Consider the following 21,470-nt stretch of genomic DNA (forward strand, 5'->3'; position numbering starts at 1 on the left):
TTTACACAATGAATAACGATTTTCTTAGTAAGCTATTTGCAGATAGATATAATAAAGACAACTTTTTTCTTTTAGCAGGTCCGTGTGTGGTAGAGGGAGAACAAGTAGTGATGGATATTGCTGAAAAAGTATTGAGGGTCTGTGATAATCTGGGAATCCCTTATGTATTTAAGGCATCTTACAGAAAGGCAAACAGAACACGCTTGGATAGCTTTACAGGAATAGGTGATGAGAAAGCGTTAAAGATAATCGCAAAAGTAAAATCAGAATTCAATATACCAGTAGTTACCGATATACATGCCGCAGAAGAAGCTGCTATGGCGGCAGAGTATGTAGATGTATTACAGATACCAGCTTTCCTTTGTCGTCAAACAGATCTATTGGTAGCTGCTGCAAAAACAGGTAAGGTTGTGAATGTGAAGAAAGGACAATTCCTAAGTCCTGAAGCGATGCAGTTTGCTGTTACTAAGCTTAGAGAAAGTGGTAACGACCAAGTAATGCTAACGGACAGAGGTACTAGTTTTGGTTATACCGATCTAATTGTAGACTATCGTGCCATTCCTACAATGAAAGCTATGGATGTACCTGTGGTTTTAGATTGTACACATTCATTGCAACAACCTAACCAAAGCAGCGGCGTGACTGGGGGTAATCCTGAAATGATAGAAACAATAGCAAGAGCAGGTATAGCTGTAGGTGCGGACGGATTGTTTATAGAAACACACCCTAGTCCTTCAGAGGCAAAATCAGATGGAGCAAATATGCTTCACCTTGATCTACTAGAGCCACTAATGGAGAAGCTAGTGAAGCTAAGACAAGTGGTAAATACACTCTAAGGCTCTTTGTTAGGGGCTATGTCCCACCCAATACCTTTATAGTCAGACTTTTGGTACAAGGGGCTTTTTTCAAAGTTAATGGTCATGCCGTGAAGTACTGTGAAATAGTATAGCTTGGCATTAGGTTTTACTTTTTTATGGTTGTGCAGCTATAAAAAGTTGCTATGCTGATCTTCCGCTACTTTACTGAAGTTGATATAATGCGCCTTTAAAGAAATGGGGTGCTTTATCTTTTCTCCTAGTTGTTTTCTTTTGCTAACAACATGGGCTGCACCCAATACAAAGTCGTCAGGGTTGTAGTTCACATAAATGTTTTGCGCAAAGGTTATTTTGTCTAGCCATTTTCTATGGTTGCTTTGAGGTACGCAGGGAGCGTTTAGTATTATATTATTCACCCATCTGCCTTCATTGAGTTTTACGAGTTGTCCCTTCTTTGCCAATTGCTTGGCAAAGTTATTGCCCATGCTATGAAAGAATAAGTTCAGGCTTTTGAATTTGCTACCAAGTTGGTTATTGGCATGCAGTTGCTTTATTTGTATTAGTGTTTTAGTAAAGTATTTATAAGTGGCTTTTGACTGTTTTACCGCGAATAGATAATTGCCACTTGTTCTTTTTGTGGAGGTAATGCTAGGGTAGTCGAGCATAATAACGTTAACACCATATTGTGCCGACATATTCATGCCTCTATCCAAGTCGCTAGTGAAAAGCTTTCCCATTCCCTCTGTGTATACAACCCAATCTTTCTCTTTATCAGGTACTAGGTCTATAGCTTCTTCTAGGCTACCTGTAGGCTTTACATGCCATTTGCCATTATGGCTATATACTATAAAGTGATGTAAAGCTCCATTGGTTGGGTATTCTGACATGAAGCGTATCGAATCGTTAGTCTTCTTTCTGTTAGAAACAACCACTATTACAGTATCAGCTTTTGTCGTTGCCCAATTTATGCTCGAGGTGTCGTATTTCAGTTTAGACCAAAAGTCAACAGTGTTAAAGTGTTCCGGTTGTGCTAGTGCATTAATGCTAAGTAATAAAAAAAGTGTAACTGCAATTTTATACATAATCTATTTTATCGTAGATGCCTATATGGCAAGAAATAGTAAGCAATGTTTTATAAAGTTGTGCCTTTTTGCTGAATTATGAATATTTTCATGTTCTCTTTTAATTAAGTACATATAAATTTTTCAAATGATAAGTATGAAAAAGTCAGCTTCGGTTCTTGTAGCCTTATTAATAGCACTGCCAGTATTGGGGCAAAAGAAATATACAATGGCTGAGGCTACTAGTGGCTTGTACACTTCTTTGGCTGTTGAAAGGTTATCGGGTGTAAGCTGGGAGCCTAATACCAATAAGCTATACCATGTAGTAAAGGATGGTGATGACCAATTGTTATTGTCTATTGACTTCCCTAGTGAAAAAGTAGATACAGTATTAAAGAAGAGTAATACACAAGGGTTGAGCTCTTTAGCGATGCTGCAATGGCTAGACAAAGGCTTGGTGTATTATAAAAAAGGAGCACAGTTAAGAAAAGGTGTGATGACAGGTGCCGGCTTCCAATGGATGGATTGGGTGAAGCTACCGGAGCATGCTGCTCACCTTACTGTAGATAAAAGCCAAAATATAGCTTATACAATAGATAATAATCTATGGATGATAACCCGTGATGGTAAACAGCTACAGTTGACAGATGATGAGAATAAGGATATCATAAATGGTCAATCGGTTCACCGTAATGAGTTTGGTATTAATGGAGGTATTTTCTTTTCTCCTCAAGGTAATTATTTGGCGTACTACCACATGGATCAGACAATGGTCAATGATTACCCTATCATAGACTGGAGCGCTGATCCTGCAAAGGCTAAAACCATTAAGTATCCTATGGCTGGCGGCACTTCTCACGAAGTAAAGCTACGCGTGTATAATCCTACTACGGGTAAGACGGTAACGATAAACACAGAAGGTCCTAAAGATCAGTATTTGACAAGCATTACATGGAGCCCTGACGAAGAGTATGTCTATATAGCTGTGTTGGATAGAGCGCAAAAGCATATGGCATTAAACCAATATGATGCTCGTACAGGATATAAAGTGAAGACCTTGTTTGAAGAAAAGAATGAGAAATATGTTGAGCCTCAAAACCCACTTTACTTCTTACCAGGCGAAAAGGATAAGTTCGTGTGGTGGAGTCAAAGGGATGGATATATGCACTTGTATGTATACAATACTGATGGCAAATTAGTAAAGCAATTGACTAAGGGAGATTGGTTGGTCAATGAAATAATAGGTGTTAATAAGAATAAGAAAGAACTAGTTATAACCAGTACTAAAGACTCTCCATTAGAAAAGCATAGCTACACGCTAAACTGGCAGAATGGTAAAATGAGTAGAATTGATAAGTCGGAAGGCTATCATAGTGCAAGTGTAAATGATGCTGGTACTTTTATTTACGATAGCTATAGTGCTGCAAATGTACCTGGTGTTAGTCAGGTGCTTAGTACAGATAGTAGATATCGTAAAACGCTATTGACTGCTAAAAATACTTTAGCTGAATATGACAGACCAGAAGTAAGAACTGTAGTGTTGTCTGCTAACGATGGCACACCTTTGCATGGTAGATTGATCTTGCCTACAAACTTCAACCCGAAGAAGAAATATCCTGTTATCGTTTATTTATACAATGGCCCTCACGTGCAGCTTGTGCGCAACAGATTCCCTGAAACGGGTAACTTATGGTACGAGCTTTTAGCGCAAAAAGGCTATGTGGTCTTTACTATAGATGGCCGCGGTAGCAGCAACAGAGGATTGAAATTTGAGCAAGCTACTTTCCGTCAATTAGGTACGGTAGAGATGGATGATCAGCTTGTAGGGGTGAACTACCTAAAGTCGTTACCATATGTAGATAAAGATAGAATGGGGGTTCATGGCTGGAGTTTTGGCGGTTTTATGACAACGTCATTAATGCTCCGTCACCCCGGTGTGTTCAAAGTAGGTGTTGCTGGTGGACCTGTCATTGATTGGAGTATGTATGAGATAATGTATACAGAACGTTATATGGATACTCCTGAAGAAAATCCTGAAGGGTATAAGGCTAATAACCTTATAGATAAAGTAGGAAACTTGGAAGGAAAGCTATTGGTGATACATGGTGCACAGGATGATGTTGTGGTATGGCAACACTCAATGAAGCTGATAAGAGCATCAGTAAAAGAAGGGAAACAAATAGATTACTTTGTTTATCCTGCCCATCCTCACAATGTGAGAGGGAAGGACAGAACACACCTTATGCAAAAAATTACAGACTACTTCGATCTGTATTTAAAACCATAAAAGAAAAGCCACTCAATTGAGTGGCTTTTCTTTTATAAGGTGTTGAATGTCTTATTTAATGTTCAATACATCTTGCATGGTAAATACCCCTTTTTTATTGGCAATAAACTCAGCTGCTAAAACTGCACCAAGTGCAAATCCATTTCTACTATGTGCGGTGTGTTTTATTTCAATATCATCTATATCTGATGTATAGGTGATAGTGTGTGTGCCAGGCACTCCCTCTTCTCTTAATGCATCGATGTGAATAGTGTCCTCTTTTCTGTCGTTTTCACTCCAGTTTGTTTTCCTGTTTACTTGTTCTATTATTTGGTTCGCTAAAGTAATAGCTGTACCGCTTGGTGAGTCTTTCTTTTGTGTATGGTGTATTTCTTCCATTTCTATATCATAGCTGTCTTGTGTATTCATCAGCTTTGCTAGCATAGTGTTGACAGCAAAGAAGATATTGACACCTACACTATAATTAGAAGCGTACAAGAATGCTGTATTGTTATCTAGTGCTGCTTGGTTAGCACTAGGTATATCTTCATTCCATCCTGTAGTGCCACAAGTAACAGGTACACCATGTGCTAAACATTTTAATACATTCTCTTTAGCAGAGTCGGGTTGTGTCATTTCAATGGCAGCATCTACATTTTTTAGATGTTCTTGGTTTAGATCATCTTTGTTGCTGCTGCTTATTTTTAATACAACGTTGTGGCCTCTATCTGTGGCTATCTTTTCAATGGTCTTCCCCATTTTCCCATAGCCTATTATTGCGATGTTCATATTATTAGAATATTAAAGAAAGTATGGTAAATACTGCAAAGACAATGCTGCCTATACCGTTAGTGGTCATAAAGGCAATGTTTACTTTGCTTAAGTCGTTTGGTTTAACAAGTAGATGTTGATAGAATAGTAGCCCAATAAAAATAACAGCACCTATCCAATAGATAAAATTGAAACTAGCTAATAACCCAGCGGCAATTACTAATACTGCTGTTATAAGGTGTAAAATGTTGGAGATGTTCAATGCTCCTTTTACTCCAAATGTTGCAGGTATGGAATGTAGTTTTTGTTCTTTGTCAAACTGCTCGTCTTGCAAGGCATAGATAATGTCAAAACCAGATACCCATGTCAATACGATGAAAGAAAAAATTAAAGGTAGCCACATGAAATATCCTGTTACTGCAAGAAAAGCTCCTATAGGTGCTAGTGCTAAGCCTATGCCTAATACAACATGGCATAATGCGGTGAAGCGTTTGGTATAACTATAGAATAAAACAACAAATATGGCAATGAAGGAAAGGTAGAAAACCAATAGGTTGATAAATAGTGTAGTAAGAATAAACAAAACACTATTTACGATTGTAAAGATCAAAGCATTTTGAGGTTTTATTATTCCTGCCGGTATTTCTCGTTGTGTAGTACGTGGGTTCTTTGCATCGATCTCTCTATCTAAATATCTGTTGAAAGCCATGGCTGCGGTTCTGGCAAATACCATGCACAGCAGTATTTTAATAAATAGGATAGCATCAGCAGATTTCTGTTCGTAGAGAACAGCTAGTGTGAAGCCAATTAATGCAAATGGCAATGCAAAAATAGTATGGCTAAACTTTATCAAAGAAAAGTAGCTTCTGATCTTTTGCATTCCTGTTAGTGACGTACTCATTTCTCTTTTACTTCTACTTCAAAACCTATAGATATAGCTTCTTGCTGTGCATTAGAGTAAACCATTACTGTTTTTCTTTGCATGCCAACCCTGCCTTTGCTATTAAATTCAACTACTATCTCGCCTTCTCCTCCCGGAGGAATTGGCTCTTTAGGATATGAAGGCACAGTACAGCCGCATGAAGCTATTGCCTTTGATATAACTAAAGGGTTGTCTCCAGTGTTTTTAAAATGATAAGCATGTGTTGCTTTCTCTCCTTCCGTTATCGGCTCAAAAATATGCTTTGTATCGTCGAAGCTGATATTAGTCTTTGGTAAAGACCTTACAGCTGCTTCTGCTTCCTCAATGGTATTGTTCTCGTGCGTGTGTCCGCTACCATTGCCTATGCCATATTTGTTGAAAAGGGCAGTGCTGCTTACACCACTTAACTCTACCATAGCTATTACAAATAGGGAAAGTGTGCCTATCGTAAGTAGAATTGTTTTTAATTGTGCATTCATAATGTTCTGTATAAGAATATCTATTAACTATTTTCTTCCCAAACTTGAGCAAGGTGTACTAGTGTTTCTACCGCTTTTTCCATGTCTTGAACACTAACATATTCTTGTTTGGAATGTATACCCATTTCTCCTGTAAAGATATTGGGACAAGGTAAACCCATAAACGATAATCTGGAGCCATCTGTACCACCACGTATGCTTTGCTTATGAGCGTCCATTCCTGCACGTTTATAGGCTTCCTCTGCATTGGCCATCACTTGTGGATGTTTGTCTAGCATCTCTCTCATGTTTCTATATTGTTCCTTCACTACAAAGTCCATTGTAGTGCCTGGATATTTAGCTACAGTATCTTCTGCTATTTTCTTTAGCCTGTCTTCATGTTCTTTCAGTTTTGCTGTGTCAAAGTCGCGAACAATAAACTGTACGGTTGTTTTTTCGATTAAGCCTTCAATATGTAGTGGGTGTACAAAGCCTGTCATCCCTTCAGTGGTTTCTGGGCTCCATTCATTTTTAGGTAAGCTATCAATAAACTCGCCGGCTATTTTTATGGCACTTACCAGTTTGCCTTTAGCATAGCCAGGATGTGCACTTACACCGTGGAAGGTAACAGTTGCTCCATCTGCTGAGAAAGACTCTCCCTCCAGATGACCTCTATCACCGCCGTCAAGGGTATAGCCAAAATCAGCACCTAAACGCTCCATGTCTACAGCATTTACGCCACGACCTATCTCTTCATCAGGAGTAAACAATATCCTGATCTTTCCATGCTTTATTTGTGGGTGCTCTATTAGGTACTTTGCCAGATCCATAATAATGGCAACACCTGCTTTGTCGTCTGCCCCCAAAAGAGTAAGCCCAGAAGCAGTGATAATATCATCACCAATACGTTGTTTTAGGTATGGGTGATTTTGAGTACTGATAACAACACTATTATCATCAGGTAAGACGATATCATCACCATTATAATTTTTGTGTAGTATGGGTTTTACATCTTTACCACTACAGTCAGGTGCTGTGTCTACGTGCGCGCAATAGCAAATAGTAGGTATGTTCTCTTTGCCGCTTGTTGCGGGAATTGTAGCGTATACATATCCATGCTCATCCAGCTCTGCATCAGATATGCCCATGTCTAATAGCTCTTTTACAAGCACACGGCTTAGATCTTTTTGCTTCTCAGTAGACGGCTGCGATGTTGATGCAGGATCGCTTTGAGTATCAATTTGTACATATCTCATAAAACGCTCTGCTGCGCTGTGTGTATAGTTATCTATCGACATAGTAAATTATTCAAGATTTGAGGGTGTAAAATTAACTATTCTGACCACCTTAAAAAATATTGAAGCATCTTTGCAGTATGGGAGGTATTGAAAATATATCTATAGCACAGATCATAACGGTATCCATAACGCTATTTGCGGTTATAGATATGCTGGGGTCTGTGCCTGTATTGATATCTCTTAAAAAGAAAATGGGGGATATTAGTGCGGTACAGGCTACATTAGTATCGGGTGCCTTAATGTTGTTGTTCTTTTTCTTGGGAGAGCAGGTGCTAGGTTTTATGGGCTTAGATGTAAGCTCTTTTGCTATTGCAGGTTCTATTGTGATATTCATATTAGGGTTAGAGATGGTGCTGGGTATGGAAATATTTAGGAGTGATAAAGATGATAAAGCGGGGAGTATTGTCCCTATAGCTTTCCCTTTAATTGCTGGTTCTGGTACTTTGACCACCATCATGTCGTTAAAAGCTACTTATCATGCTTATAATATCCTGATAGGTATTATTATAAACCTAGTTATCATATTTGCAATATTACGTTCGCTTAAATTTATAGAACGAATTTTAGGCCCTTCAGGTATCTCGGTAATTAGAAAATTTTTTGGGGTCATCCTGTTGGCAATAGCCATTAAGCTGTTTAAGGAGAATTTAGGTTTTGTTGTTATGGAATAAATAACTTCTCCCGTCTTTTCATAAATGTCTGTATGAAAAGAATCTTAGCTCCTTTTATTCTCTGTTTGTTATTGGCTGGTTGTGCCAGCGAAACTTCTTCACAGCAAATCCCAAATAAGGAAGCTTCAAAATATACCATTGAAAATCAATCAGCCATTACCCTTATTGATCGGTTTAACGCACCCTATGGTTATGAGCGAGCTAAAGTTAGGGGTTTTGGGGAGTATACTAGAAAATTACCCATGCAACAACATGGAGCAAAAGTGCATTTATACAATGGAGAATTGAAAAATACTCAAAACGTACATGCTTCTGTGATAAAAATGGATGTAGGTGATAAGGATCTGCAACAATGTGCTGATGCTGTAATAAGGTTAAGGGCAGAATATCTTTATCATATTGGTCAGTATGATAAGATTCATTTCAACTTTACTAATGGTTTTAAGGCTGATTATTCAAAATGGAGACAGGGGTATCGAATAAATGTTGCAGGTAATAAAGTTACTTGGGTGAAAGGGGCTCGTGAAGATAATAGCTACGAGAGCTTTAAAAACTATTTGCAAAAAGTGTTTACCTATGCTGGTACATTATCCTTATCCAAGGAACTGCTATCTGTACCATTTGAAGAGATGGAAATTGGGGATGTGTTGATACATGGTGGTAGTCCAGGACATGCAGTTATTGTTGTAGATATGGCTTATGATATGGAAGGAGACAAGGTGTTTATGTTAGCTCAAAGTTATATGCCTGCACAAGAGATCCATGTTCTGAAAAACCTTAATGATGAAAGTATAAGCCCATGGTATAGTATGAAGAAAATTAAAACTCTTGTAGAAACTCCTGAATGGACCTTTGCCAAAGATGAACTAAAAAGGTTTAAATAAAATACCTCTCACGAGGATGAGAGGTATTGATTGAATAATACATCTAAATTAGTTTTTTGATTTTTTGATAGTTCTTGCTGTTTCTACTAGGTCTAAAAAATCACTTCTATAACCTTCTTTATCTTCTCCTTTTGCACTTTCTGCTAGTGCCAAGACTTTCTTGTAGTTTGTGTTGCCTTTGTGCTTAGAGTCAGTTAGTAACATGCCAAACATAACAACAGATGTTGCAAATCGCACATTTTCTTGAGCAGACTCTAGCGTCTTCTCGACATTGTATATTACATGTGTCATTTCTTTGCTTTTATTCTTGTCCGGATCTTTATACCTAAATTTTATAGTGGCAAACTCTTCAGGATAACTAAGCATATTCGTATGCTGATATTTCAAGTCATTAACTATTCTTGTGTCTTTACTTTTTATTTTGGCAGGTATTACTTCGTATAATATTGTTACAGTATGCCCTGCACCCATTTCTCCAGCATCTTTTTTGTCGTCTTTGAAATCCTCTGTATTCAATACTCTGTTTTCATAACCTAAGAGTCTATATCCCTGCACTTTAGTAGGGTTAAATTCTATCTGAGCTTTTACATCTTTGGCTACTGTGAATATGGTGCCGCTAAACTCTTTTACAAGTGTTTTTCTTGCTTCTTTTTCATTATCGATATAAGCGTAGTTTCCATTTCCTTTATCGGCAAGCACTTCCAGCTTAGAGTCTTTATAGTTGCCCATACCGAAACCTAAGCAAGTAAGAAATATCCCTTTTGTTCGTTCTCTTGCTATTAGGTCTTCTAGCTCATTATCTCCACTTATACCCACATTAAAGTCGCCATCTGTTGCCAAAACTATCCTGTTGTTACCCTTCTTTATAAAGTTTTCTTCGGCTATTTTGTAAGCTAGTTCAATACCTTCTCCGCCTGCAGTTGAGCCTCCCGCTTCCAGCTCTTCTAATGCATTAAGTATTGTTGTTTTTCTATCTCCGGGTGTAGGGGGTAAAACTATACCTGCGCTACCTGCATATACTACAATTGATATCTTGTCTACAGCTCTCAATTGTTTTGTCAGTAATGTTAAACTTTTTTTCACAAGAGGTAGTTTATTATAATCGCTCATTGATCCTGAAACGTCTATCAGAAAAACAAGGTTAGATGGAGGCAAGTTTTCCGTCTCAATGTTTTTGGCCTGCATGCCAATATGTAGCAATTTGTGTTTTTTGTTCCATGGACAATCTGTAAGCTCTGTAGTAATGGCAATAGGGTCTTTGTCTTTTGGTTGAGGATATTGATAGTCAAAATAGTTGACCATTTCCTCAATACGTACTGCGTCTACAGGGGGCATAGTTTCGTTTTCTATATATCTACGAATATTGCTGTATGAAGCTCTATCCACATCTATTGATAAGGTTGATAAAGGGCTAGATATAATGCTTTTAAAATCATTCTCATGACGTTTTTTGTAGGACTCGGTATTGGATTCTACAGCTACTTGGTCAATAACACCTTGTGACATATTGATACCACGACCACCCACAACTTGTACGCCGTCAACGTAGTACAAGGTTCCGCTGCCTCTTGCCCCTCCTACACTAGCTACAGAACTAGTATTTCTTGTTGGCATTTTGTCAATTTCCTCTCCTGTTATTACGCGTCTTCCTCCAGGTTGGTCTATATCTATTAAAGGAACTTTGTAGCTGGTAACAACAACCTCTTTCAGTTCACCCGAGTTTGGTTTAAGTTTGATATTTAGTGTAGTTAGTTTATTTGAACTAACAATAATGTTTTCTGTAACAGTTGTCTTAAATCCTATGTAATATACCTTTACTGTATACTTCCCTGGTAATAGAGGTTTAAGAACATAGTTTCCATCATAATCAGTAACCGTACCTCCTTTTACAATGCCTCCTTCTAGTGCCTGCACTGTGGCACTTATTGCAGGTTCTCCATTGTTATCTACAACTTTGCCGCTAATTTCGCCTGTTTGTCCGTTTACCATTAACGGGATGGTAATACCCATCATCAAAATGAGTAGCTTGATATTTCTTTTCATAAGTTTTGTGTTTTAGTTGTTCAACAATTTTTTCTATCGATATAAAAGTTAGTGCAAGGAAAAGCGTAACTAAAATGAAAAGATGCGGAATGACCATTAACTGACGGTTAATTTACTTTTTTAATACAAATGTTTTTTAATAAGCAATTTTTTTGTCATAAAAAATTAAACCACAAAAAAATGATATTTTGGTGTGGTTTTTGTGTAAACAAAAAAGCCACCTGCAATTTGCAGACGGCTTTTTTAGAAATTGAAATATATTCTATTACCACACTTTAGCACGTATGCTATCTGGGCGGTACATTTTATCACCTGGTTTTACACCAAATGCATCATAAAATTCAGTCATGTTACTTAAAGGTCCGTTCGATCTCCATTCTACAGGAGAGTGAGGATCCGTAATAATTCTGTTGGCAGCTTCTTCTGGTCTTGTGTTAGCTCTCCATACTTGTGCCCAGCTAAGGAAGAAACGTTGATCAGGAGTAAAACCGTCTATGGTCTCATTACTTTGTCCTTGAGGTGTTTTCTTAAATGCTTCATAAGCAATTGCGAGCCCACCAAGGTCTGCTAGATTCTCACCAAGCGTTAATTCTCCTTTTACATGTATAGAATCTAAAACAGTATAGTTGTTGAACTGTTCAACTACAACATGAGTTTTAGCTTCAAAAGCTTTTGTGTCTTCTTCTGTCCACCAGTTTTTCAGGTTGCCATCGGCAGCGTATTTACTACCTTGGTCGTCAAAACCGTGTGTCATTTCATGACCAATTACACCGCCGATACCACCATAGTTGATCGCATCATCAGCATCTGGGTGGAAGAAAGGAAAAGCTAAGATACCTGCAGGGAATACGATCTCGTTAAACGCAGGGTTGTAATAAGCATTAACGGTAGATGGTGTCATGAACCATTCTGTTTTATCAACAGGCTTGCCCAGCTTATTCATCATATAGTCATACTCATGAGCAGAAGCTGCTAATATGTTTTGAACATAGTTGTCAGCACTAATTTCAAGGTCGCTATAGTTTTTCCATTTGTCAGTATAACCGATCTTCTTCACAAAAGTGTGTAGCTTAGCGATAGCCTTTTGCTTTGTAGGTTCAGTCATCCAGTCAAGACGCTTGATACGCTCTTCAAAAGTTTCTTGAAGATTGTTTACTAAAGCGATCATTCTTTCTTTAGCCTCTGGCTTGAAGTGTTTGTCTACATACATTTTACCAAGTAGGTCACCGATAGAGCCATCTACTACTTGTAATATTCTCTTCCAACGAGGTTTTTGTTCTTTTTGTCCTCTTACAACTTTGCCGTAGAAGTCAAAACGCGCATTGTCAAAGTTGCTGCTCAGGTAAGGAGCCATATCGTTTATGGTATGGAACTTCAGGTACTTTTTCCAAGTATCTACAGGTGTTGTTTGTAGTTCTTTGCTTAAAGATGTAAAGAAGTCTGGCATGCCTACGATAAGTGAGTCTTGGTTGGCAGCTTTGTACTTAGTGAAAATATCATTCCAGTCCATGCCTGGTGTCATCTTAGAAAAGCTAGCCAAGTCATACTTGTTATAAGTCTTGTAAGGGTCACGACGCTCTATTCTTGTCATTGATGCTTCTGCCAGTTTTTCTTCAAGAGTATATACTTCAGCAGCCGTAGATTTTGCTGTTTCCGCATCCATTCCCATCAATTCAAAAACTTGAATTTGATAAGCTTTGTAAGCATCACGGATCTTAGTACTTCTTTCATCTTTGTTGAAGTAGTAATCGCGATCAGGCATGCCTAGACCACCTTGGTATATCTGACAAATTTGTTTAGTAACATCTTTGTCGTCAGGAGAAACGTAGAATGAGAATATTTGCCCTAAGCCTTGTGCTCTCATTCTTGCTACTTCATCCAGTATGTCTTGAGGAGTAGTGATATTATCTATTCTATCTAGTACTGGTTTGATAGGGGTTATCCCTGCAGCGTCTATCGCTTCCACATTCATACCTGAAGCATAAAGGTCTCCTACTTTTTGTTCAGCAGTTCCTTTTTTAGCTTTAGTCTTAGCTGTTTCTTCTAATAAAGTATGTAGGTTATTGATATTGTTTTCCCTTAATAAGTCAAAACTACCCCAACGAGTTTCAGACTCGGGTATTTCGTTGTTTTTTAACCAACCACCATTAGCATAGTAGAAGAAGTTGTCGGCCGGGCTAACGGTTGTATCCATATTTGCCAGGTCTAGCAGCCAAGTTAAGTCCTTTTTATTCTCTTTCTCTTGGCATGCAGCTAGTGCTGCTATAGCTGTAAATGCTAGTAATGAATGTTTAAATCTCATGTCCAAATGTATTTAGTCTGCAAATGTACAAAATGCGTTATATGTTTTCTTGTGTGATCGAAATATGTAAAGGGGGAAAAATTGGGTGATTTCAGGCAATAAGCCTACGGTCTCTTCTTACATGCTTTACCTCATAAATGCCTGGAAAGAAATATTTTTTTCTTGTTCCAAGTTCTTTACAAAGAGAGCGTGTTCTTAGTTGCTCAATTTTTTCAAACACCCTGCCATCTTCTATCTGAAACCAATGTCCTACCTCTAGGTCGTCTATTAATTTATAGTTGGGTTTCTTTTTGTCGTACTTGTACAATGCCTTAAAAAGTCCGGGGTCTGTACATGTACTAGCGGCAGGGTTTCGTAGATATAATACTAATGCCTTTTCTAATGACATTGGAAATATTTTCTTGCCAATGAAGGGTAGTAGTATGGTTCTGAATTGTTCTTTCCATTCTTTACCATGTGGTGATACACGTTCTCTATAGTTTTCCCATGTTACCAAATGAGCCAGCTCGTGTAAGAGGGTGATCAGGAAGTTGTATTTATTCAGGTTGATATTTAAGCTGATACGGTGATGTTTGTCCTTTCTTGTAGGAGGACGGTAATCTCCCAATACGGTTTTGCGTTCCTTGGTGAGTGTGAGATGGATCGGGTATTTTTTAAAATAACGGATAACCATCCCAAAAGTGTTTGGTGGCAAAAACTGCTCTAAGGTAGTTAAGCCTGTTTCTTGCTTTGCCATTTTACTTTGTATCACGGGCCATTTTAGACAGCAGCCAAGTCTCTATAGTAGAATAAACAGCATAGATACCCATCAAAGAAAAAATAGTAGGCTTGTGAAGTTGGTCTCTATTAATGAATACATATATAAGTATGGCAAACATACTTATGATCATTTTCAAAAAGGTAGAGGCATAAACACCTCTTACAAAAGCGTCCGGCTTATCATTTATTTGTCTTGTAACTACCATGAATGAGATAAATGATAATAGAGACAAGACTATATTACCCGTCATAAGAACGGTGTAATTATATTCAGGTGCATATATACGTAGTGCTGATAAGGCAGCACTTATAAAAATAAAGGCAGCTATAGTTAATAAGATGAATGTCCGTTTCATTTTTTATTATTTAGTGTTCTCATCAAGCTCCAAAAAGATAAAACAAGTGCCAGAAGGGGCAGTAATACCAGAAATAAAGGAAAGTCAAAAGGTGTTAGCTTGTCTAGTTGTAGTCCTCCCCAAACACCTATGGCTATAGTAACCAGCAACTGCATGCCTAGCCCCATGTATTTAAGTGCTTCGTTTTGTCGCTTAGGTTGGCTCATTTCTTTTTCTTGTTTTCTTTAGCAACTTCTTTTATAGCAGTTCTTTTTATTTCCTCTGTTTTTAGCAAACTATTCTTACGTTCTTCGTTATATTTCTTTAAGTCAAGTTTAGCAGTGTCTCTATCTACAATATTACCTGATAGCACATCTCTTATACTTTGTTCATATTGTTCCTGTGCACTTACTCTGTCAGATAGGGAGTCTACGGTGTGTTTCAGTTTTATAATTTGAGATCTATTACTGCCTGAAGCATAGCCGGGTACATAGTACTTCAAAGGCGTATAAAGTATTAACGCAATAGTAATGAAGGAAACCATTACGAATAATGTACTAAGAAGAATGTATAGTTTACGCATAGTAAGACGATAAGAAGCTACCTCTTCCAGCGAGTTATCATCGATAAACACTATCCTATATTGAGTGCTTAACTTTTTAAAAAATCCTGATTTTAAGTTCTTATCGTTCTTAACTTTTCCCATTGGCTTGCAATTTACATTTTTGCGCATTACGACCGAGCAAAACAAACTTAAATATTAAACACATATGTTAAATAAAACGATTTGTAGTATTTTTTGAAAGAATAAAGTGATAAGCGTATTTTGCCCTCTCTTGACGGCACAAAATATTTTGATGGTATTATAGTTAATATAGTATCAGTTTAAAAAAGTGACATATAAATACATTGAACTCTAGAATATTCGCATTAGTTTTCTTTTTTATTTGTTTGGGGTTGTACCCCAATAACTATGCGCATGCTCAATTGTTCAAAAAATCAAAGAAGCAAGCTGAAAAAGAAGTGTCTGCACCGCCTAGGAGTAAGGCAGACAGCATAAAGGTGGTAAGAGGCCAAAGGTTAGATTCCATAAAAAATGCTCAGAAGACCTATTTTGAAGAGCTTAAGGAAGAACGTCAAAAAAAGCTGGATTCTACACGCAAGGCCCAAAAAGCGTATAATGATAGTATACAAACAGCTAGAAAGTATATTCTAGACTCAACCCGGACAGCGCAAAAAAACTATTTTGATAGTGTTAAGCTGGTCAGACAACACAAGCTGGATAGTATGAAGGCTGCACGTCAAAAAGTAGCTGATAGCCTAAGGGTAATAAGAGAATATAAACAATCTAAGGCTTATAAAGATAGTATAACTGTTGCCAGACAGGCAAGGGTAGACTCCATACAAGCAGTAAGAAAAGCCTATTTCGATAGTGTACGTACTGTTAGGAAGAGAATAATGGATAGCACCATTGCTGTTCGAAAGGCATATATAGATAGTATAAAGGCAATACAGAAAAAAAGGTCGGATAGTCTTGCTGTAGTAAGGGCATACAGACAGAGCAAAAGGTATAAAGACAGTGTACAAATAGTTAGAAAGCTGAGGCTGGATAGCATGCGTGCTGTGCGCAAAGAATATTTTGACAGTCTAGCAAAGGAGCGGAAAAGAGTGAATGATAGTGCTATTGCTGTGAGAAAAGCCTTTTTAGATAGTATGACCGCTTCTAGGAACAAGTATCTGGATAGTGTGAAGGCCGTAAGAAAAATAAGGTCGGATAGTTTGGCTAAGATAAAGGAAGAACGAGATAAAGAGCGAAAATTAAATAGAAAGAATAGAGAGAAAAATAAAGAACTCGCCCTAGAGCTCAAGATAAAGAAAAAACGAGAGGCATGGAGTAATGAGAAAATGCTGAAAAAGAAATGGTCTTTGCCACGGCAAGTGATACAAAACACTTTTTCAAGGTATAATTATTACTTCAATGCCGATAGGAAAATGGATGAAGCCATACGGAATATGCTGCGGTTCCGGCAAGAGAACTATGATTCGCTCTTAGCATTATATCCATTTGACCCTGATAGAGATTCTACGGTGTTGGCTCCTGATATGGATAGTATTATCCAAAAAGCGTCATTAGGTATACAAATACATGACCCTAGAACGAAATGGGGTGATGATCTTTATTTGTTATTAGGGCAAGCCTATTATTACAAAGGCGATTATAAGAATGCCGCAGCTTCTTTCCAGTATATAGTAAGCCTAAGAGATAAAAAGAAAAAGAAAAGAAACAAATCACGCAAAAAATCAAGCTCAATAGTAGAGAAGGAAGATAAAGGAGTTGTAGGCTTAATTAAGCATCGCTCGGTACATAACCAAGCTATATTATGGCTGGCTAGAACGTATACAGAGTCTCATAAGGAAGGTGAAGCTGAATCTGTACTGGATCTTATTGAGAATGATCCAAACTTCCCTGAGTCGCTACGAGGAAGAATGGCCTTGGAAAAAGCATATATAGGGCTTAGTGATGGAGATTATAGAGGAGCTACAGAACACTTGAGGATAGTAAGCAATGATGATAAATTGCCTAAATGGATCAGAAGAAGAGCATCCTATATAAATGGGCAATTGCTACAAGAGCAAGGCGATTATGTTGCATCTGCTGAAAGTTTTAGAAAGACAATAAAGCTCCATCCTAATATTGACATGGACTTCTATTCGAGGAAGAACTTAGCCTATAGTTATATGCTAAGCGGGACGGAACAGGAGCGAGCAACAGCAATGCTGGAGAAGGTATTGAAGGACGGTAAATATGCTAAGTATTATGAGCAAGTTTACTTTGTATTGGGGCAGCTAGCAGTCAACAATAACAATACGGAAGATGGTATAGATTATTTGAAAAAAAGTATTAGTTCGCCTAAATCTTCTGCTGAGCAAAAGGGGAAATCTTTTGCATTATTAGGGAATGTATATTATAACTCTAAGGAGTACGAGAATGCCAAAAACTCCTATGATAGTGCTATCCAATTTGCTACCTCTGTACCTGATGATACTCTAATGTCGGTTGCCGTTAAAAGAGCGGGTGTATTGGAAGAGTTGACTACTCCTCTTAGAGTTATTCGTCACAACGATAGCTTGCTGGATCTGGCTATGAAAACGCCTAAGGAGCAAAAAAGTATTGTCAGGAAGTATATTAAAATCCTAGAAAGGAGAATAGCAGATAGTATTTTCCAGGCAGAGAATGCAGGGCTGAACAATATAGCTAAGAACTCTGGTAACAGGAAAGGGAACTACGCCAACTGGTATTTTTCTAACCCTGCACAGTTGCAAAAAGGCTACAATGCATTTAAACAAAAATGGGGTAATCGGGAATTGGCAGATGACTGGAGGAGGCTTTCCGCTGGTGGTTTTAACGGACAAAATAATAATGAAGCAGCTGAAACAGAAGGGGCAGAAGGTGTAGATGAGAATGGTATACCTACAGAAGAGAGTTTATTAGCCGCTATCCCAAAAGCGGGTAAAGAACAAGAGGAAAAGTTAAAAGAGGTAAGAAGAGCTTATGTAGATGTTGCTAATGCATATGTCCAAGCACTTGAAGATTATCCACCAGCCATACATACTTTAGATACACTCAATATACGTTTCCCCGACCATGAGCATAAGGCAGAGGAACTATATATAAGGTATATCATCAACTTAAGAGAAGGTAATCTAGATAAGGCCAGTGAATATAGCCAGCGTCTCATAAAAGAGTATAGTGACTCTGAGTGGGCAAGTTTGGTACAGCCTAAAGAAAAGGTAGAGGTGATCAAGACTGATGTTAGTGTCTCCAACTATTATGATGAGACCTACCAGTCATTGATGAGTAGAGATTATACCAATGTGCTTACAAGAGCAAGGAATGGTCAGAAGTTGTATAAGGACTCAGTGTATAGCAACCGTTTTAGGATCATGGAAGCCATTGCTTTGGCAGGTAGTGGTGACTATGAATATGCAGATTCATTACTTACAGACTTCATGAGTGCTCATCCATCGTCATCATTAAGAAGCTGGGCGGAAGCTGTATTGCGATACATTAATAAAAATAAGGCCTCGTCAGTAGGTGGAGAAACTCCTGCAAAACCACAGCCCAAACCTGCTAATATACCTATAGCACAAGCACCTAGTAATGCTCCAGTGGCGTTTAAGTATAATGCTAATGAGAATCATTATGTCCTCTTTACATTCAATAAAATGGAGCAGAGGGCTATGGGAGTTAAAGCAGCTATCAACGATTTTAATCAGTTCAAGTTTTCTTCATTGAACTTGAATACTGATATCTCTATGATAAGTGCTAAGCAAGGTATCGTTAATGTTAAGAGTTTTAATGGATTAAGTCAGGCAAAGATCTATATCAGAATGCTGCGTAGTACTAAGCAGATATTCAGAGAATACCAGAACGGAGAATACGACCTGATCATGATATCGGAAAGTAACTACAAAAAACTATTGGTAGATAAAGATATCGAGCCTTACCTTAAGTTTTACCAGTCTAAATACTAGGGATAATAATATATATGGCAGCATCCCCGCAGCTATGTTTTGTAATTAGGATTTTCGTAAATTCATACAACAAAGACACCATCCTGTGCAGATTCTAAATACATTATACAATAAAGACGAGGAAGAAGAGAAAAAGCTCATTACCAGAGAGTATAGAGGGTTATTACGTTCATTAAAACAAAAAATGAAAAAGGGCGATAAAGCCCGAGTACGTAGAGCATTTGAAGTGGCTGTAGATGCGCATATTGATATGCGCCGAAAGTCAGGGGAACCCTTTGTGCTACATCCAATAGCTGTAGCTCGAATTGTTGTTGAAGAGGTAGGATTAGGAGTTACCTCTGCGATGTGCGCTTTGCTACATGATGTTGTAGAAGATACAGAACTTACTTTAGAAGATATAGAAAGAGAGTTTGGAGCATCCCATGCAAAGATCATTGATGGACTAACTAAAATTTCTCATGTAGTAGATTTAAAAGCTGATACGACAGTACAAGCAGAGAATTTTAGAAAGATATTATTAACACTTGCTGATGATCCTCGGGTTATACTTATCAAGCTTGCAGATAGATTGCATAACATGCGCACACTTGGAAGCATGGCTAAGGAGAAGCAACTGAAAATATCTTCTGAAACAACCTTTATATATTCTCCTTTAGCTCATAGATTGGGGCTGTACGAAATTAAATCTGAGCTGGAAGATCTATCGTTAAAGTACACACAACCCGAAGTGTATGAAGAAATAGAAAATGGACTAACAGAGACTAAACGTGAACGCTCAAAATATATAAGGGAGTTTATAAAACCCATCAAAGAAGAATTACAAAATCAAAAGTTTGATATAGATATTTTTGGTAGGCCCAAGTCTATTCATTCTATATGGAATAAAATGAAAACAAAACATGTTGCCTTTGAAGAGGTGTATGATTTGTTTGCCATCCGTATCATTATTGATACGCCAATAAAAAAAGAGAAAGAGGATTGCTGGAAGATATATTCCATTGTTACCAACTTTTATAAACCTAGTCCCGACCGCCTGAGAGATTGGATAAGTGTACCCAAAGGTAATGGGTATGAGGCGCTACATACAACAGTAATGGGGCCAGGTGGTAGATGGGTTGAAGTGCAGATACGTACTAAACGTATGAATGAGATTGCAGAGAAAGGATTGGCAGCACACTGGCGATATAAGGAAGGAGGTAAGGACGATAAAGAAAGTAAGCTGGATAGTTGGTTGCAGCACCTGCATGATGTATTGAGCAATCCCGATACAGACACGCTGGATTTCTTGCAAGATTTTAAATCCGATCTGTTCACAGAAGAGATATACATCTACACTCCTAAAGGGGAAATGAGGGTGCTTCCTAAGGGAGCAACTGCACTCGACTTTGCTTTTGATATACACTCTGAATTGGGTGCACGTTGTATCGGTGCAAAGGTGAACTACAGATTAGTACCCATAAGCTATAAGCTAACAAGCGGAGATCAGGTTGAAATAATAACCTCTTCAAAGCAAAGACCTAATGAAGATTGGTTGTCCTTTGTGATAACAGGTAAGGCCAAGTCAAGAATAAAGTATTACTTAAAAGAGGAAAAGAGAAAGACCGCAGAAGAAGGTAAGGAAATAGTAGAACGAAAGTTGAAAAACTTGGGTGTACCTATGTCCTTTCATAATATTCATGAGCTCACTACTTTTTATAAAAAAGATTCGCAGCTAGATCTGTTCTATGGCGTTGCTGTAGGCAATATTGATACTAAGGACTTTAAGAAGTTTAAGATACATGGTGATAAAATGTATCGTCCTGCAAAAGAAGTACAGCTAGATGCCAAACAGTTAGTTTCTGAAGAAGAGCTGTCAAAACAAAAACCTGCTAAGGGGTCTGAGCTGGTTATTTTTGGAGAGAGTTCTGATAAGATAAAATATAAACTGGCACAATGTTGTCAACCAATACCTGGTGATGATGTTTTTGGGTTTGTAACCTCATCGGAAGGTGTGAAAATTCATAGGAACGACTGCCCTAATGCAGCACAATTATTGGCTAACTATGGCCATAGGGTTGTGAAGACTAAATGGGCTAAGAATAAAGAGATATCTTTCCTTACAGGGGTGCGTATTATTGGTTTGGATGATGTAGGGGTGATACAGAAGATTACCAATATCATTTCTGCCGAGTTGAATATGAATATGCGTTCTATTAGTATCGATTCTCACGATGGTATTTTTGATGGTACTATTATGGTGTATGTATTGGATAGAAGTGAACTGGATGAGTTGAGTAGGAAATTGCTGTCGCTAGATGGTATTAATAAAGTGCTTCGGTTAGAAGGTACGGAAGACAATAACAAATAAAA

17 protein-coding genes are annotated in these 21,470 nt (G+C 37.9%); 6 read left to right on the plus strand and 11 right to left on the minus strand.

Features of this window, described 5'->3' with window-relative positions; genetic code table 11:
• The first annotated feature begins 8 nt into the window (after nucleotides 1–8).
• On the plus strand, nucleotides 9–836 hold the full coding sequence (gene kdsA / locus R2800_00710; protein ID MEZ5015545.1) for a 3-deoxy-8-phosphooctulonate synthase: 828 nt from the start codon (nucleotides 9–11) through the stop codon (nucleotides 834–836).
• A gap of 149 nt (nucleotides 837–985) precedes the next feature.
• Here the strand turns inward: kdsA and R2800_00715 are convergent, their stop codons facing one another.
• Nucleotides 986–1,897 (minus strand): alpha/beta hydrolase, encoded by a 912-nt coding sequence (locus R2800_00715; GenBank protein ID MEZ5015546.1) that lies wholly within the window; start codon nucleotides 1,895–1,897, stop codon nucleotides 986–988.
• 136 nt (nucleotides 1,898–2,033) lie between these two features.
• Here R2800_00715 and R2800_00720 point away from each other — a divergent pair, with 136 nt between their 5' ends.
• The gene (locus tag R2800_00720; protein MEZ5015547.1) at nucleotides 2,034–4,163 is read left to right on the plus strand and encodes a DPP IV N-terminal domain-containing protein; all 2,130 of its coding nucleotides are present in this window, start codon (nucleotides 2,034–2,036) and stop codon (nucleotides 4,161–4,163) included.
• A 51-nt stretch (nucleotides 4,164–4,214) separates the two neighbouring features.
• On the opposite strand, the gene dapB is transcribed toward R2800_00720, so the two are convergent.
• Genes dapB through pepT form a run of 4 tightly spaced genes read right to left on the minus strand, consistent with a single transcriptional unit; the run spans nucleotide 4,215 to nucleotide 7,591 of the window.
• Entirely contained in the window at nucleotides 4,215–4,931 is a 717-nt protein-coding gene (dapB, locus tag R2800_00725) for a 4-hydroxy-tetrahydrodipicolinate reductase (GenBank protein ID MEZ5015548.1), read from the minus strand.
• 4 nt (nucleotides 4,932–4,935) lie between these two features.
• Entirely contained in the window at nucleotides 4,936–5,814 is an 879-nt protein-coding gene (locus R2800_00730) for a UbiA-like polyprenyltransferase (protein ID MEZ5015549.1), read from the minus strand.
• Nucleotides 5,811–6,314, minus strand: a complete 504-nt coding sequence (locus tag R2800_00735) for a DUF1573 domain-containing protein (protein ID MEZ5015550.1) — start codon at nucleotides 6,312–6,314, stop codon at nucleotides 5,811–5,813. The genes R2800_00730 and R2800_00735 overlap by 4 nt, the downstream gene beginning before the upstream one ends.
• 23 nt (nucleotides 6,315–6,337) lie before the next feature.
• Nucleotides 6,338–7,591, minus strand: coding sequence for a peptidase T (gene pepT, locus R2800_00740; protein ID MEZ5015551.1), 1,254 nt, complete (start codon nucleotides 7,589–7,591; stop codon nucleotides 6,338–6,340).
• A 77-nt stretch (nucleotides 7,592–7,668) separates the two neighbouring features.
• On the opposite strand from pepT, the gene R2800_00745 reads away from it, so the two are divergent.
• Together R2800_00745 and R2800_00750 are read left to right on the plus strand one after the other, a co-directional pair.
• A complete protein-coding gene (locus R2800_00745; GenBank protein ID MEZ5015552.1) occupies nucleotides 7,669–8,262 on the plus strand; it encodes a MarC family protein in 594 nt (197 codons plus the stop codon).
• Between the two features lie 32 nt (nucleotides 8,263–8,294).
• Nucleotides 8,295–9,146 (plus strand): DUF4846 domain-containing protein, encoded by an 852-nt coding sequence (locus R2800_00750; GenBank protein MEZ5015553.1) that lies wholly within the window; start codon nucleotides 8,295–8,297, stop codon nucleotides 9,144–9,146.
• Nucleotides 9,147–9,194: 48 nt separating this feature from the next.
• Here R2800_00750 and R2800_00755 read toward each other — a convergent pair whose 3' ends face one another.
• From R2800_00755 to R2800_00780, 6 genes are all read right to left on the minus strand, one after another.
• On the minus strand, nucleotides 9,195–11,189 hold the full coding sequence (locus R2800_00755) for a von Willebrand factor type A domain-containing protein (GenBank protein ID MEZ5015554.1): 1,995 nt from the start codon (nucleotides 11,187–11,189) through the stop codon (nucleotides 9,195–9,197).
• Between the two features lie 265 nt (nucleotides 11,190–11,454).
• On the minus strand, nucleotides 11,455–13,491 hold the full coding sequence (locus R2800_00760; protein MEZ5015555.1) for a M13 family metallopeptidase: 2,037 nt from the start codon (nucleotides 13,489–13,491) through the stop codon (nucleotides 11,455–11,457).
• 91 nt (nucleotides 13,492–13,582) lie between these two features.
• Nucleotides 13,583–14,227, minus strand: a complete 645-nt coding sequence (locus R2800_00765) for a SprT-like domain-containing protein (GenBank protein MEZ5015556.1) — start codon at nucleotides 14,225–14,227, stop codon at nucleotides 13,583–13,585.
• Nucleotide 14,228: 1 nt separating this feature from the next.
• A complete protein-coding gene (locus R2800_00770; protein ID MEZ5015557.1) occupies nucleotides 14,229–14,606 on the minus strand; it encodes a hypothetical protein in 378 nt (125 codons plus the stop codon).
• Nucleotides 14,603–14,812 (minus strand): AtpZ/AtpI family protein, encoded by a 210-nt coding sequence (locus R2800_00775; GenBank protein ID MEZ5015558.1) that lies wholly within the window; start codon nucleotides 14,810–14,812, stop codon nucleotides 14,603–14,605. The genes R2800_00770 and R2800_00775 overlap by 4 nt, the downstream gene beginning before the upstream one ends.
• Nucleotides 14,809–15,291 (minus strand): hypothetical protein, encoded by a 483-nt coding sequence (locus R2800_00780; protein ID MEZ5015559.1) that lies wholly within the window; start codon nucleotides 15,289–15,291, stop codon nucleotides 14,809–14,811. The genes R2800_00775 and R2800_00780 overlap by 4 nt, the downstream gene beginning before the upstream one ends.
• A 281-nt stretch (nucleotides 15,292–15,572) precedes the next feature.
• Here R2800_00780 and R2800_00785 point away from each other — a divergent pair, with 281 nt between their 5' ends.
• On the plus strand, nucleotides 15,573–19,121 hold the full coding sequence (locus R2800_00785) for a hypothetical protein (protein ID MEZ5015560.1): 3,549 nt from the start codon (nucleotides 15,573–15,575) through the stop codon (nucleotides 19,119–19,121).
• Nucleotides 19,122–19,206: 85 nt separating this feature from the next.
• Nucleotides 19,207–21,468, plus strand: coding sequence for a bifunctional (p)ppGpp synthetase/guanosine-3',5'-bis(diphosphate) 3'-pyrophosphohydrolase (locus R2800_00790; protein MEZ5015561.1), 2,262 nt, complete (start codon nucleotides 19,207–19,209; stop codon nucleotides 21,466–21,468).
• Nucleotides 21,469–21,470: the final 2 nt, after the last annotated feature.

The sequence above is a fragment of the Flavipsychrobacter sp. genome, from assembly GCA_041392855.1.
In the GTDB taxonomy this organism is placed as follows: Bacteria; Bacteroidota; Bacteroidia; order Chitinophagales; family Chitinophagaceae; genus UBA5543.

Coding starts and splice junctions, on each gene's coding strand:
- dapB (MEZ5015548.1), bottom strand. CDS start 4,931: ATGAACATCGCAATAATAGGCTATGGGAAAATGGGGAAGACCATTGAA.
- R2800_00750 (MEZ5015553.1), top strand. CDS start 8,295: ATGAAAAGAATCTTAGCTCCTTTTATTCTCTGTTTGTTATTGGCTGGT.
- R2800_00715 (MEZ5015546.1), bottom strand. CDS start 1,897: ATGTATAAAATTGCAGTTACACTTTTTTTATTACTTAGCATTAATGCA.
- R2800_00720 (MEZ5015547.1), top strand. CDS start 2,034: ATGAAAAAGTCAGCTTCGGTTCTTGTAGCCTTATTAATAGCACTGCCA.
- R2800_00775 (MEZ5015558.1), bottom strand. CDS start 14,812: ATGAGCCAACCTAAGCGACAAAACGAAGCACTTAAATACATGGGGCTA.
- R2800_00745 (MEZ5015552.1), top strand. CDS start 7,669: ATGGGAGGTATTGAAAATATATCTATAGCACAGATCATAACGGTATCC.
- R2800_00760 (MEZ5015555.1), bottom strand. CDS start 13,491: ATGAGATTTAAACATTCATTACTAGCATTTACAGCTATAGCAGCACTA.
- R2800_00735 (MEZ5015550.1), bottom strand. CDS start 6,314: ATGAATGCACAATTAAAAACAATTCTACTTACGATAGGCACACTTTCC.
- R2800_00770 (MEZ5015557.1), bottom strand. CDS start 14,606: ATGAAACGGACATTCATCTTATTAACTATAGCTGCCTTTATTTTTATA.
- pepT (MEZ5015551.1), bottom strand. CDS start 7,591: ATGTCGATAGATAACTATACACACAGCGCAGCAGAGCGTTTTATGAGA.
- R2800_00765 (MEZ5015556.1), bottom strand. CDS start 14,227: ATGGCAAAGCAAGAAACAGGCTTAACTACCTTAGAGCAGTTTTTGCCA.
- kdsA (MEZ5015545.1), top strand. CDS start 9: ATGAATAACGATTTTCTTAGTAAGCTATTTGCAGATAGATATAATAAA.
- R2800_00780 (MEZ5015559.1), bottom strand. CDS start 15,291: ATGGGAAAAGTTAAGAACGATAAGAACTTAAAATCAGGATTTTTTAAA.
- R2800_00755 (MEZ5015554.1), bottom strand. CDS start 11,189: ATGAAAAGAAATATCAAGCTACTCATTTTGATGATGGGTATTACCATC.
- R2800_00730 (MEZ5015549.1), bottom strand. CDS start 5,814: ATGAGTACGTCACTAACAGGAATGCAAAAGATCAGAAGCTACTTTTCT.